The following is a 13,788-nucleotide window of genomic DNA, read 5'->3' as shown; positions in this document are numbered from 1 at the left end:
AGCTGGCTATTTAGTATGGAAGTGTGTGAAAAGAGTAGAGGAGGATGCTTATGTTAACGTGTAATGGAAGTAAAGTTTTTCAAACATTTATTAAAGCTGTAACGGATTTAATTGATAGTAATTTATTAGAAGATCAAATTGTTTGTGCGATTGAAAAATTACTAGAAGAACTTTTAGAAAAGAAAACATGGCTTCCACTAGAAAAACAGAAGGCGAATTCGGCTCAATATGCACGGCACTTATTATATGAAGATCCTTTAAAGCGATTTGAAGTATTAGCTCTTATATGGAAAGATGGACAATCTACACCTTTACATGATCATGATGGTACATGGGGAGTAGAAGGTGTTTTTACAGGAAGGATAATGGTGCAGAATTTTATACAAACTAAGCAGCTTGAAAATTCACTTGTTTATTTAACGCATACAGGAAATCTTTATTTGGGAGAAGGAGAAACAGATACAGTTATTCCACCAGCAGATTGTCATATTCTTGAAATAGCTGAAAACGAAAGCGTTGTCACGATTCATATTTACGGAAAACGTTTAGAAAAGTTTAAAGTATATGTCCCAACTGAAGAAAAAAATGTGTACATGTGTGAGACAAAATATATTAGTTATAATTCATAGTTTAAAATCCAAAGCAAAAGCTTTGGATTTTATTTATCATTTCCCGTCAGAAAACTTCCACCTCAAGGAATGGCAAGGACATGGTCCAATGAGTAGGTGGGAGCTGAATGACGGTTAGGGAAAAGCCTAAAGGTTCTTTTTGGTGAAGAATCAGTATGAGGTACCGGTATTCTAATCAGTTCGTTCCTATAGAAAGAAAATGTTATAGCTCCGAGGCATTTTTACATCTACGAAATGGTTTCATTGTAAAAGTTCTTTCATTTGTATATTTTTTTGAAAGGGACAGAGGACTTTCGACAAAAAAGAAGAAATGATACGTGATTAGTATTTTTTTGCTATATTATGATATCGTTCTCATGCATATCGTGAAAAAGATTGTAAACAAATAAAAAAGGGGGTGAGGTGAAAAGCGGTGCTTATCCATAAAGCGTATCAGTTTCGGATCTATCCTAGTTTAGAACAAAAAATAGCTATTACGAAAACAATTGGTTGTTCACGATTTGTATTTAACTACTTTTTGGAAAAGTGGAATGATAGATATAAAGAAACAGGAAAAGGGTTATCCTATGGCACTTGTTCTTCGCAATTACCTACTCTCAAAAAAGAATTTGTATGGCTAAAAGAAGTGGACAGTATCGCTCTTCAATCTTCTCTTCACAACCTAGCTGACTCGTATGCAAGATTCTTCAAAAAACAAAACAAAGCACCTCGGTTTAAATCGAAGAACAATAAAATCCAATCCTATACAACGAAACATACAAATGGAAACATTGCGATTATAGATAATAAATTGAAGTTACCGAAACTTGGTCTTGTCAAATTTGTCAAAAGTCGTGAGATAGAAGGACGAATTTTGAGTGCTACTGTCAGAAGGAATCCAAGTGGAAAATATTTTGTCTCGATTCTTGCTGAAGCAGAAGTACAAGAATTGCCGAAGACCGATTCCGCTGTCGGTATAGATGTTGGTGTGAAAAACTTTGCTATTCTTTCAACGGGTGAGGTATTCGGTAATCCAAAATGGTCTCGGGTATTAGAAAAGAAACTCGCTCGTATTCATGAACGAATCAAAAATGCAAGAACGGATTACTTGCAAAAACTCTCTACAAGGATCATCAAAAACCACGATGTGATTGGGATAGAAGATTTGCAAGTATCGAATATGTTACAGAATCACAAACTAGCGAAAGCGATTCAAGAAGTATCATGGTCACAATTCAAAGCGATGTTGTTGTATAAGGCATGCTGGTATGGGAAACAAGTGATTGTGGTGTCAAAAACATTCGCTAGTTCCCAAACTTGTTCGCATTGCGACTACAAAAATAAAGATGTGAAAAACCTGAACCTGCGCGAATGGAAGTGTCCTTCTTGTGGTATGTATCATGATAGAGATGTGAATGCAGCGGAGAATCTGAGAAAAGAGGCCTTAAGGCTCCTAACCGTAGGGATTACGGGGATTGCCTACTCATAAAACTGAGGGATACCTTGGTGTTCGTAGGAATCCCCCACTTCAAACAGCTCGTTAGAGTGTTAAGTGGGGGTAGTTCAAAATTATTTCTTGACCTGAAACGCTTTTCATAAATTATAAATAAGGAGTACTTCACGAGATCAGTATGAAAACGATACCTTTTGTTTAATTTGAACTCGTGTATTTAAAGAAAGTGGTGAAGAAATAATGAAATTAATAGCAATTGATTTAGATGGAACTCTTCTTTCGGGGAATAAAATGATTAGTAAAGAGAATGCAGATGCAATTCGAAAATGCCAGGAAGCTGGCCATGTTGTCACAATTTGTACAGGGCGTTCTATCGTTGATATTGAAAGATTGTTGTTAGAAGTTAATTTAGAATGTCCAATTATTGCGGAAAATGGTGCGCTTATATATAAAGATAAAAAAATGATGAAGAGATATCCAATTGAAAATATGCAGGCACTTGAGATTGTAGACTATCTTGAAGAGAATGGCTTATATTATCAGCTTTATACTAATAAAGGTGTATATGTACCAGATTATGGCGTAGAGAGTGTGCGTAATGAGATCGAATATGTGAAGAATTCAAAAGAAAATTTTGATTTGAAAGAGTTAGAAACGATTGCAGCATTGTATCTTGAACATACAGCATTTCATGGTGCAGAAAGTTGTAAACCAATTGTAGAAACTGATATACATGTGCATAAGCTGCTACCATTTTCTTATGACATAGAAAAATTAAAAAAGTTAAAAGCAGCGTTTCTGCATAATACTGATTTAGCAATTACATCTTCATATTGGCATAATTTAGAGATTAATCATCGAGATGCCCAAAAAGGAAATGGATTATATACTTTAGCAGAACACCTGAATATTCCAGTCGAAAATACTGTAGCGATTGGTGATGGGCTAAACGATGTTTCCATGATGGAAAAAGCGAACATATCAATTGCAATGGGGAATGCGGTGGAAGAAATAAAAGCGATGTGTCAATACGAAACCTTATCAAATGAAGAGCACGGTGTTGCACATGCCTTATATAAATATGTAATGTAATATAATATAAAAAGAAAAAAAGAATCCAAATAGATTCTTTTTTTCTTTTTATTAGGGGTAAGGTATTCTATGTGATTCATAGAAGCCTTATTACTTTTATTATATAGAATATATTGGAATAAATGTTTATATTTTTCATGTTAATTGTGAAAATTTTATGAACTTTATATTTTTTGTATTTTTATACTACTAAAGGTGATGTGTATTACTCTCATATCAAAATCATGTATGAGGTGAGTAAATACAAATGGATTAAAAGTTCATTTTTCATGCGAATTCTTTTCTGTTTTTAATTGAAAAATAAAATTTGTTCGAATAATTATTCTACAGCTATATACCTAAAGGCACATTCTTCGTATAATGGAGAAGTATAAATTTTGAATTTGTATTAATTTTACATATTGAGGTGAAAAAGGAATGAATGCGCGGCTAATGGAACTTATTGATGTGAGTACAATAGAAACCATGGCAGAACAGTTTTATAAATTAACTAACATATCACATCAACTTCTTGATGCTGAAAAAGAATGTATATTTTCTTTTGGAATAAATGAGACGAAAATATGTAAACTTCCCAAAATTGAAATCCCCATTTTTTTATACAATCAACATTTAGGATCTTTTGTAGTATGGTCCAACAAAAGCGAAATTTACAATTGTCAAAAATACTTTGAAATGCTTTCAAATCTAATTATTGATGGAGCAACAAAAGTATTTCAAAGTAAAAATACAATGTTGTTTTCTCGAAAAGAGGAGGAACTACATACGATTTTACAAAACATGCCTGTTATGGTTGATGCGCTTGATTATAATGGAGATTTTGTTTTGTGGAATCGGGAGTGTGAAATTGTAACAGGTTATACGGCCGAAGAAATAATCGGAAATCCAAATGCCCTTCAATTATTGTACCCAGATCGTAATTATCGTCACCAAATACAAACGAAATTTTTAACTTGTGGAAAAAATTTCAGGGATTGGGAAATGCACTTAACATGTAAAAATGGTGAAATCAAAACAATTATGTGGTCCAATATATCAGAACAGTTTCCTGTAACAGGGTATAGCTACTGGGCTGTCGGTGTAGATATTACACATTTAAAAGCGATAGAAGAGCAGTTAAAACAACAAACGTCTGAATTGGAATTAATTTTTAAGGCTTTACCAGATTTATGTTTTTTAACAGAAGATGATGGCACAATTATAGATTATAAAGCAGGATCCCCTTCGAAATTTTACGTACCGGCAGAAGCTTTTATGGGAAAAAAGTTTTTCGAAGTATTACCATCTCCAGTAGCACAGCAGTTTCAGGAAGCAATTCATCAAGTGAAGGAAAAAGGAACGAATGTAATTGTTGAGTATCCACTTACAATTAATGGGAGTGTTGATTTCTTTGAAGCTAGATGCTTACCATTATTACATGATAAAATAATGATCATTGTACGTGATATTACAGAGCGGAAAAAGACAGAAGAATTACTAAATAAATCAGACACACTTGCAGCGATCGGTCAATTAGCAGCGGGTGTAGCTCATGAAGTGAGGAATCCATTAACTGTCATTAAAGGGTTTATACAGTTATTCCAAATTAATAAAGAGGATCAAGAAAAATATTTTGATCTTATGCTTTCGGAAATTGAAAGAATAGAAGCAATTCTCCAAGAATTTTTGTCAATTGCTAAAACAGATGAAATGAATACAGAACAAAAAAATATTTATCAAATTTATAAAAATGTCGTATCGTTAATGAATACAAAAGCAATTATGACAAATATTCAAGTCGAATTATATGCAGAATCCAACGATATAAGTATTGAATGCTCAGAAAATCAATTGAAACAAGTATTTATTAATATTTTGCAAAATTCTATCGAAGCTATGCCAAATGGTGGGAAGATTACAATTCACATAAAAGAAATAAACGATGATGGTGTCATTATTCATGTAATTGATGAAGGAATAGGAATACCTGAAGAAAGAATTAAGAGGTTAGGTGAGCCTTTTTATAGTACGAAAGAAAAAGGTACCGGTATTGGATTAATGTTAAGTTATAAAATTATCGAGAGTCATCAAGGAAATATAAGTATTATGAGTGAGGTTGGTGTCGGGACAACAGTAACGATTTACTTGCCGAAAGTTCAAAGTAAAGAATCTTTATCACATTGTGATGATAGATGTATACCGATACGTTCTAGCATTCATTCTTAAATAAATGATTAAATACCCAATGAAAAAAGCTAAATTTTTTTCATTGGGTATTTTTATATTTAATTTAATAAACTTTACCTTTTCTTTACCTTTGTTTTAATTTCTATTAAGTTTTTATCGATATATTAATATTTGTATAAAGTACTGTATAGAAAACGTGCATTACTTTTAATATATAGATTCTATTATTAGTAATACTGTAAGGAGGAGATTATAACAAAGTGAAAAAGCAAGAGAAAAAAAGTGTTAGAGCAATACCGACGCGGTTAAATATTTTATTTCTTTGTGTATTTTTATTATTTTCTGCAATGATTATACAGTTAGGGAAAGTGCAAATTCTCGATGGAGAGACTTATAAAAATGAAGTAGAAAAGAGAGAAAATGCAACTGTGAGTCTTTCCGTCCCACGCGGGAAAATATTTGATCGAGAAGGGAATCCGGTTGTTGATAATAAATCTTTACGAACGATCACGTACACAAAGATGAAAGGTGTAAAATCAGAAGATATATTAAAAACTGCAAGACAACTTGCAGATATAATTGAAATGCCGCAAGAAGATATTGCTAAGTTAACTGAGACAGATAAGAAAGATTTTTGGATGCAATTAAATCCAAAACTGGCTGAAAATCTAGTGTCAAAAAAAGAAATAGATACATTTAGAGAGAAGGATATAAGCGGTAAGAAGCTAGATAAAAAAATAGAAGAGTTAAAAAGAAAACGGGTTACAGATAAAAATCTTCAGGAATTAACAGAGAAAGATATAAAAGTGTTAGCTATTAAAAGTAAGATGACTTCTGGTTATCAAATGGCTCCTCAAATTATTAAAAAAGATGTTAGTGAAAAGGAATTTACTATCATTAGTGAAGGTTTAGCGAATCTCCCAGGTGTAGACGTATCGGTTGATTGGGAGAGGGTGTATGTAAATGATGGATTATTCCGATCTGTTCTTGGAAATGTTTCTAATTCCGATGAAGGATTACCGAGTGAACGATTAGATTACTACTTGGTACGTGATTATAGCCGAAATGATAGGGTTGGGAAAAGTTATATCGAGCAGCAATACGAAGATGTACTACATGGAACAAAAAAAGAAGTAAGAAGCATTGCTGATAAGCAAGGTAATACAATTAGAACAGAAACAGTTTCTGAGGGGAAAAGCGGTAAGAACTTAGCTTTAACAATAGATATGGAGCTGCAGAAAAAAGTAGAAGATAGTATTGAAAAAATATTAAAAGCATATAAAGGTTCAGAATCTATGTTGGACCGTGCTTTCGTTGTAATGATGAATCCGAAAAACGGACAAGTATTATCCATGGCTGGGAAAAGACTTGTAGAAAAAGATGGGAAAACAGAAGTTGAAGACTATGCATTAGGCACAATGACTAGTTCATACGAGCTTGGATCAACAGTGAAAGGTGCGACAGTTTTAACTGGATTTGAAACGAAAGCTATAACACCAGGTACTTATTTTTATGATGCACCTATGAAATTTAAAGGAACTAAGGAAAAAAAGTCTTGGAAAGAGTTCGGAAATATTGATGATTTAAGAGCGTTACAAGTTTCTTCAAACGTTTATATGTTTCATACAGCATTAAAAATTGCAGGTGTGGATTATGTGAAAAATAGCTCATTAAATATTAAACAGGAGTACTTTGATAAAATGAGGTATTATTTTAGGCAATTTGGATTAGGTGTTCCAACAGGCATCGATTTACCAAATGAAACAGCTGGACAAATTGGTAAAAAAGATAACCAACCAGGTTTTTTATTAGACTACTCAATTGGTCAGTATGACACGTATACACCGCTTCAACTTGTACAGTATATTTCAACAATCGCAAACGGTGGATATCGAATGAAGCCGCAAATTGTTCAAGAGGTTAGAGAGCAAACGTCGCAAAAAGATGAAATTGGTAAAGTGGTGCATGCAGTAGAGCCAATTGTTTTAAATAAAATAGATATGAAAGAGGAATATATAAATCAAGTAAAAGAAGGATTTAGAAGGGTATTTCAAGAAGGTGATGGCACTGGGGTAAGGGCGTTCCAAAAAGCACCGTATAAACCAGCAGGTAAAACAGGGACAGCACAGACAGTTTACGGTGGTGAAAGTGATATTGGAAGAAATGAAAAAGGTGAGCGAATAAAATGTTATAATTTAACGTTAGCAGGATATGCGCCATATGATAATCCTGAAGTAGCATTCTCTGTAGTGGTACCGTGGGTTATTAATGATAAATCTGGTATTAACTCTGATATTGGAAAAGAAGTTTTAGATGCTTATTTTGAATTGAAAAACAAGCGTTTAAGTGGAGAAGCGCCAAAAATAGATGATCCTAAAGAGAATTAAAATGTACGAGGCGTCTCTAGCAATCATGTGAACTAGGGGCGTTTTTTCATAGGAATAAATTAAAAACGAGGTATAATAGGTGAAGTAGAAATAGTATATTATCTATTTAATTGAATAAAATGGGTAAAATAATTCTATTAATTATTCACGTTTTATAAAATAAATCATATATTGATAGCATAGGACAAGCTGAAAAGCTTATTCTAACCTCACAGAACACTCCTTATCACTGTTAGGCATCTACTTATGTAGATGCTTTTTTCATGTTAATAACTGACAATTATTTATCAATCTTAAGTAGCAAGCATATTAGGACTATTAGGTGAAGATTGACGGTAATATTTACAGTATGATTAATAAGAGCATTGAAATGTAAGGAGTGAGAAATAAGTGCTAAATATTTTAGTGGTTAATTTTCCAGCAGAAGGACATGTAAACCCTACATTAAGTTTAGTCAAAGCCTTTACTGAACGGGGTGATCACGTACATTATATTACAACAGAACATTTTAGAGGAAGAATTGAAGATTTGGGGGCGACTGTATATACCCATCCGGATTTATTAAAGGAGATTTCTATTGATAATGAAACTTCATCTGGGATGAATTCTTTCTTTCATGTACATGTTCAAACTTCTTTGTATATATTAAAAATTACAAAACAATTATGTGAAAGAATAAATTTTGATTTCGTAATTTATGATATATTTGGTGCTGGAGAGTTAGTAAAGGAGTATTTACAAATTCCAGGCGTAGTTTCTTCTCCTATATTTTTAATTCCTCCAGAATTTTTAGAAACTTTACCTTTTCATCCAAATGCAGAAATACAATTTCAACCTGATGAACTTTCTGAAAAGTTATTATATCAAATAGAACACGAATTTGGAGTAAAGCCCAAAAATAATCTTCAATTTATGCATAATAAGGGTGATATTTCGCTCGTGTACACAAGTCGTTATTTTCAACCTAATAGCGATGCGTTCGGAGAAAATAACATTTTTATTGGGCCAAGTATTTCAAAGCGTAAAACAAATGTAGAGTTTCCACTAGAATTACTTAAAGATAAGAAAGTTATTTATATTTCAATGGGAACACTGCTTGAAGGACTCGAACCATTCTTTAATACTTGCATTGATACTTTTTCAGATTTTGATGGAATAGTTGTAATGGCAATTGGTGATAGAAATGATCGTTCTAAAATTAAGAAAGCGCCAGACAATTTTATTATTGCTTCATACGTACCCCAATCAGAAATATTAAGTGAAGCAGATGTTTTTATTACACATGGCGGCATGAATAGTGTGCACGATGCTATTTATTTTAATGTCCCATTTGTCATAATTCCACATGATAAAGACCAACCAATGATAGCACAAAGATTAACTGAGCTGGAAGCAGCACATAGATTATTGAAAGAGCATGTTAATGTGCAAACTCTAAATGAAGCGGTAATAGACGTTCTTTCAAATGAAAAGTATAAACATGGTATACGAAAACTGAATGATAGTTTTTTAGAATGCGGTGGTTCAAAAGAAGCAATCGAAGTTATTAAAGCTCTTTTAAATAAATAGTTTGGACAATATAAAAGCATAGAGATGCTACCTTTATGCTTTTATATTATTATCCCGCAAACTGCACAGCAGTATTTGCATGTATTAAAGCAGTATCAAAAACAGGTACAGTAAGGTCGTTTTGAGAAATAAGTAAAGGAATTTCAGTACATCCAAGTAATATACCCTCTGCACCATTTTGAATTAATGATTTTGCAATTTGTAATAGCTTTTCTTTTGATGATTCTGAAATAATTCCTTTACTTAATTCATTTAAAATAACATGATGTATAAAATCTCTATCTTCTTTAATTGGGATAATTGTCTCAATGTTATAATTCGCTAGACGAGATTTATAAAAGTCTTGTTCCATCGTTTGTCTCGTTCCTAATAGTCCGATACGTTTTATATTCTGTTCTACCATTTCCTTTGCACTTACATCACCGATGTGAAGGAGCGGTATTGATATTGCCTGTTCTACTTCTTCAGCAAATAAATGTACTGTATTGGAACACATTAATAAACATTCTGCCCCGGAATTTTCAACCTTTTTTGCAACGGTGACCAATTCGTTTTTCACTTCTTCATATTGATGATTTTGTAGTAAGGTAGTTACCTCACCAAAATCCATGCTATATAAAACAAGCTTTGCATTTTGATCGTATTGAGAGAGTGTAAGTGTATTAATATGTTTATAGTATAACGATGTAGATTCCCAACTTAGTCCACCAATTAAACCAATTACTTTCATCATATATACCTCCTGAAACAATTTTGAGTTCATTATTTCATAATTCCGATAAGAATACAATGATTTAAGTGTGACATTTAACAAAAAATAAAAATAATTAGAAAAGTGTTGATATTTATTCTTCTTAGTGCCATAATACGAATTACAAATTAATACTTATCCAGAGAGGTGGAGGGAACGGCCCTATGAAACCTCAGCAACCCCTATGTACATTTATAGGAAGGTGCTAATTCCGCAGAGGACACGATGTGTTTTTTGGAAGATAAGAGGATTCTTGAACGTGAAAGAAAATGACCTCTTATATAAGGGGTCATTTTTTTGTTGTATAGAAAGGGAGTGTCGATGCATAATTCATTTTCAAAATAAATATAGAGTAATAAAAGTTGACTAATACGGGAGGGGAATTGTAATGAACAAATTATCAACAAAGTTAGTAGTAGCAATCGGAATTGGAGCAGCATTATACGGGATATTAGGACTTTGGGGATTTTCTATTGCACCAAATACATTTATTAAACCTGCATTAGCTATTTTAACTGTTTTTGGAGCGTTATTTGGCCCAGTGGCAGGACTGTTAATAGGAGTTATCGGTCATACCGTAACGGATACAATCGCTGGTTGGGGTATTTGGTGGGGATGGGTTATTAGTTCAGGCATTATCGGATTTGCAATGGGACTCATACAAAAAAGAGTTGGCTTTAGTGTGAAAAACGGGACGTATAATAAGGGGCATATTTCTTATTTAGCTATCGCTGGATTACTTGGTATTGTCTTTGCTATTATATTTGCTGGTGCATTCGATATTATTGTGATGGGAGAACCGTTTGACAAAATTGTTATACAAGTATTAGGAGCAACAATTGCGGATGTTATTGTATTTTTAGTACTTGGGTTACCAATTACAATAGGTCTAGCTAAGTCTAATAAGAAACATACACATTTAAAAATTGAAAAGTAGGGATGTTAACATGCAACCAATTATATCTTTTGAACAATTTAGCTTTCAATATGAGCATGCGGCGCAGACTACTGTAAAAGACATTACTTTTCATATATATCCTGGGGAAAAAGTATTAATCGCTGGACGTAGTGGCTCAGGGAAGTCAACGTTAGCTCATTGTATCAATGGGCTAATCCCGTTTTCTTATGGGGGGATTAGCACTGGTAATATTTTAATTGCCGGAAAAGACCCGAGGAAAGGGAGTATTTTTGAACAGAGTAAACAGGTAGGAACAATTTTGCAAGATCAAGATGCTCAATTTATTGGTCTTACAGTAGAAGAAGATGTAGCTTTTTATTTAGAAAATGAATGTGTAAATCAAAACACTATGAAAAAAATTGTTTCAGATTCATTAAAAAAGGTAAAGATGCATTCTTTTCATAAACAAAGTCCACATCAATTATCAGGGGGACAAAAACAAACTGTTTCTCTAGCAGGGTTGTTAACAACGAATGCCGATATATTATTATTTGATGAACCTTTAGCGAATCTAGATCCTGTAAGTAGCTTACATACAATAGAACTTATTAAAGGTATACATAAACAATATAATAAAACAATTGTAATTATTGAACATCGAATAGAAGAAATATTAAATCTAGATTTAGATAAAATCATTTTAATGGATGACGGGGAAATTGTTGCGATAGGCACTCCAGAAGAGATTTTAACGTCAAATATATTACCATCTATCGGCTTAAGAGAACCTATGTACATAGAAGGATTAAAGAGATTACCTTTTGGTGGTAATAATTCAATAATATATCCACTTGAAAATCTTCAAAGAGAAAATGTAAGTAACGCAATAACTGAGTGGATGGAGAAGCAAGTTTTTTGTAAAAGCACTCCTACAAACAAAGAATTATTGAAAGTAGAAAATTTGTCTTTCTCCTATCCTAATAAACAAAAAGTATTAGAAAATGTAAATTTCTCAATAAAAGAAGGGGAAATTGTAGCACTTTTAGGTCATAATGGAGCTGGAAAATCAACACTAGCTCATAGTCTTATAGGCATAAACAAAACAAAAAATGATAGGATTTTATTTGATGGAGTAAATATTAATTCTTGGTCTATTCGTAAACGTGGAGAGATTATATCTTATGTGATGCAAAATCCAAATCATATGATTACGCAACCCACTGTTATAGAAGAGGTTTCATTTTCATTAAAAATAAAAAAGGTTTCAAAGGAAGAAATTAAGCTTAGAGCGGAAGACACATTAAAAATTTGTGGTTTGTATCCATTTCGTAATTGGCCAATTCAGGCATTAAGTTATGGACAAAAAAAGAGAGTAACGATTGCATCTGTACTAACAACAAATCCGAAACTGATCATTTTAGATGAACCGACAGCGGGACAAGATTATTATCATTATAAACAGTTTATGTCGTTTGTTAAAAAACTAGCTGCAAAGGGAATATCTTTTATTTTTATCACACACGATATGAATCTCGCATTAGAATACGCAGATAGAGCAATCGTTTTACATGAAGGGGAAATTATTGCAAATAATACTGCGTCTATCGTATTAGGTCATTCAAAAACGTTACAAAGAGCGAACCTAAGGGAAAGTTCTTTATTCAAGCTAGTTAATTTTAGTGGAATTCCCTATCCTGAAAGGTTTATAGAACTTTATTTTGAGGTTACTAGGAGGGAGGAAGGTGTATAATACATATTTTCATCGTATGGACGGGGCAGTGAAATTGTTGTTATTTATTTTTTGTATGACGCTTACTTTTTTGTTTTTTGATTTTCGCGTATTGCTATTTGTATTTATAATAGGATGTATTGGACTCTTAGTTGCTAAAATTGCATTTCGTAAAACTTTTATTGTTTTTACTGTTATATTTACATTTAGTTTATTAAATTCTGTCATGATCTTATTTATTACACCAACCCATGGATCTGAATTAACCGAATCATATACTTCATTTCTACATATTGGATATGCAACAATTACTTATGAAACATTATTTTATGCAGCTACACTTTCATTAAAGTATTTTACGTTATTACCATTTACACTTATTTTTATTTATACGACTGATCCAAGTGAATTTGTGAGTAGCTTAAGTAAATTTCGAATTCATTATAAGATAACCTATGCAATAAAAATTGCGTTACGTTACATACCTGATATTCAGTCCGAATATAAAGTTATTAAACATGCACAAGAGGCAAGAGGAGTAGCTTTTGAAAAAGGAGAAGCAAGTTTATGGACTCGTATGAAAAACCGTGTCTTAATTTTCTGGCCTTTAATTATTCATTCACTAGAGAGAATCGATACAGTTTCAAATGCAATGGATTTAAGAGGATTTGGAAAGAAGGATAAACGTACGTGGTTTTATACAAATAAAGCAAAAAGAGGGGATTTCATTGCTTTATTTGTAGGTGTTTTTATTTTGATTGTAGCAGTATATTTAAAGTTACATGTATTTCAAAACTTTTGGTATCCATTTTAAAGCACTCTCAAATGAGTGCTTTTACTTATTTTTTTGTAGACATGCTCAAAAAAGGGATATTCACATAATGTATAATACGAACCAGTTAAAATGATCAACTACCTATTAGTTTTCAAACCAAAAGGAGGAGAAATTATGAGTTACGGTGGTTCTTGTGGTTTTGGTGGAGGTTTCGCTTTATTAGTTGTGTTATTTATTTTATTAATTATCGTTGGATGCAGCTGCTGGGGCGGAGGGTACTAATTTCTAATTAGTCTCCACAAATGTAAACTAAAAAAACATAGAAGATACTTATGTATCGAAACAAATAAAAAAGGAGCA

The 13,788-nt window shown here is 32.5% G+C and carries 11 protein-coding genes and 1 riboswitch; of the genes, 10 read left to right on the top strand and 1 reads right to left on the bottom strand.

Translation table 11 applies throughout. The features are described from left to right. The first annotated feature begins 50 nt into the window (after positions 1 to 50). From K5S59_RS12405 to K5S59_RS12380, 6 genes are all read left to right on the top strand, one after another. Entirely contained in the window at positions 51 to 629 is a 579-nt protein-coding gene (locus K5S59_RS12405) for a cysteine dioxygenase family protein (protein WP_120450248.1), read from the top strand. A 412-nt stretch (positions 630 to 1,041) separates the two neighbouring features. After that, positions 1,042 to 2,097: an RNA-guided endonuclease TnpB family protein gene (locus K5S59_RS12400; RefSeq protein WP_120450250.1), complete on the top strand. Its 1,056-nt coding sequence runs from the start codon at positions 1,042 to 1,044 to the stop codon at positions 2,095 to 2,097. Between the two features lie 204 nt (positions 2,098 to 2,301). Then, positions 2,302 to 3,153: a Cof-type HAD-IIB family hydrolase gene (locus K5S59_RS12395; protein WP_098258463.1), complete on the top strand. Its 852-nt coding sequence runs from the start codon at positions 2,302 to 2,304 to the stop codon at positions 3,151 to 3,153. Between the two features lie 417 nt (positions 3,154 to 3,570). Further along, positions 3,571 to 5,358: an ATP-binding protein gene (locus K5S59_RS12390; protein WP_000994062.1), complete on the top strand. Its 1,788-nt coding sequence runs from the start codon at positions 3,571 to 3,573 to the stop codon at positions 5,356 to 5,358. A 221-nt stretch (positions 5,359 to 5,579) separates the two neighbouring features. After that, positions 5,580 to 7,706: a peptidoglycan D,D-transpeptidase FtsI family protein gene (locus tag K5S59_RS12385; RefSeq protein WP_098258462.1), complete on the top strand. Its 2,127-nt coding sequence runs from the start codon at positions 5,580 to 5,582 to the stop codon at positions 7,704 to 7,706. Positions 7,707 to 8,096: 390 nt separating this feature from the next. Continuing rightward, a complete protein-coding gene (locus K5S59_RS12380) occupies positions 8,097 to 9,275 on the top strand; it encodes a macrolide family glycosyltransferase (RefSeq protein WP_120450252.1) in 1,179 nt (392 codons plus the stop codon). 49 nt (positions 9,276 to 9,324) lie between these two features. Here K5S59_RS12380 and K5S59_RS12375 read toward each other — a convergent pair whose 3' ends face one another. Continuing rightward, positions 9,325 to 10,008, bottom strand: a complete 684-nt coding sequence (locus K5S59_RS12375) for an aspartate/glutamate racemase family protein (RefSeq protein WP_120450254.1) — start codon at positions 10,006 to 10,008, stop codon at positions 9,325 to 9,327. Positions 10,009 to 10,158: 150 nt separating this feature from the next. Beyond that, positions 10,159 to 10,274: riboswitch (SAM riboswitch) on the top strand. A gap of 140 nt (positions 10,275 to 10,414) precedes the next feature. Here K5S59_RS12375 and K5S59_RS12370 point away from each other — a divergent pair. From K5S59_RS12370 to K5S59_RS12355, 4 genes are all read left to right on the top strand, one after another. Continuing rightward, positions 10,415 to 10,963 (top strand): ECF-type riboflavin transporter substrate-binding protein, encoded by a 549-nt coding sequence (locus K5S59_RS12370; protein WP_001038216.1) that lies wholly within the window; start codon positions 10,415 to 10,417, stop codon positions 10,961 to 10,963. Positions 10,964 to 10,973: 10 nt separating this feature from the next. Then, positions 10,974 to 12,674 (top strand): ABC transporter ATP-binding protein, encoded by a 1,701-nt coding sequence (locus K5S59_RS12365; protein WP_120450255.1) that lies wholly within the window; start codon positions 10,974 to 10,976, stop codon positions 12,672 to 12,674. After that, a complete protein-coding gene (locus K5S59_RS12360; protein ID WP_120450257.1) occupies positions 12,667 to 13,467 on the top strand; it encodes an energy-coupling factor transporter transmembrane component T family protein in 801 nt (266 codons plus the stop codon). The genes K5S59_RS12365 and K5S59_RS12360 overlap by 8 nt, the downstream gene beginning before the upstream one ends. Positions 13,468 to 13,602: 135 nt before the next feature. Further along, positions 13,603 to 13,710 (top strand): YjcZ family sporulation protein, encoded by a 108-nt coding sequence (locus tag K5S59_RS12355; RefSeq protein WP_000120182.1) that lies wholly within the window; start codon positions 13,603 to 13,605, stop codon positions 13,708 to 13,710. Positions 13,711 to 13,788 lie beyond the last annotated feature (78 nt).

Origin of the sequence: Bacillus sp. BML-BC051, assembly GCF_019656175.1 — a bacterium.
Lineage (GTDB): Bacteria > Bacillota > Bacilli > Bacillales > Bacillaceae_G > Bacillus_A > Bacillus_A mobilis.
The sequence above is the reverse complement of the archived record's forward strand: the minus strand, read 5'-3'. Positions and strand labels throughout refer to the sequence as shown.

Bases quoted from the DNA above. Each gene is read 5' to 3' on its own strand.
- K5S59_RS12370 (WP_001038216.1), top strand. From the start codon at position 10,415: ATGAACAAATTATCAACAAAGTTAGTAGTAGCAATCGGAATTGGAGCA.
- K5S59_RS12375 (WP_120450254.1), bottom strand. From the start codon at position 10,008: ATGATGAAAGTAATTGGTTTAATTGGTGGACTAAGTTGGGAATCTACA.
- K5S59_RS12395 (WP_098258463.1), top strand. From the start codon at position 2,302: ATGAAATTAATAGCAATTGATTTAGATGGAACTCTTCTTTCGGGGAAT.
- K5S59_RS12390 (WP_000994062.1), top strand. From the start codon at position 3,571: ATGAATGCGCGGCTAATGGAACTTATTGATGTGAGTACAATAGAAACC.
- K5S59_RS12405 (WP_120450248.1), top strand. From the start codon at position 51: ATGTTAACGTGTAATGGAAGTAAAGTTTTTCAAACATTTATTAAAGCT.
- K5S59_RS12365 (WP_120450255.1), top strand. From the start codon at position 10,974: ATGCAACCAATTATATCTTTTGAACAATTTAGCTTTCAATATGAGCAT.
- K5S59_RS12355 (WP_000120182.1), top strand. From the start codon at position 13,603: ATGAGTTACGGTGGTTCTTGTGGTTTTGGTGGAGGTTTCGCTTTATTA.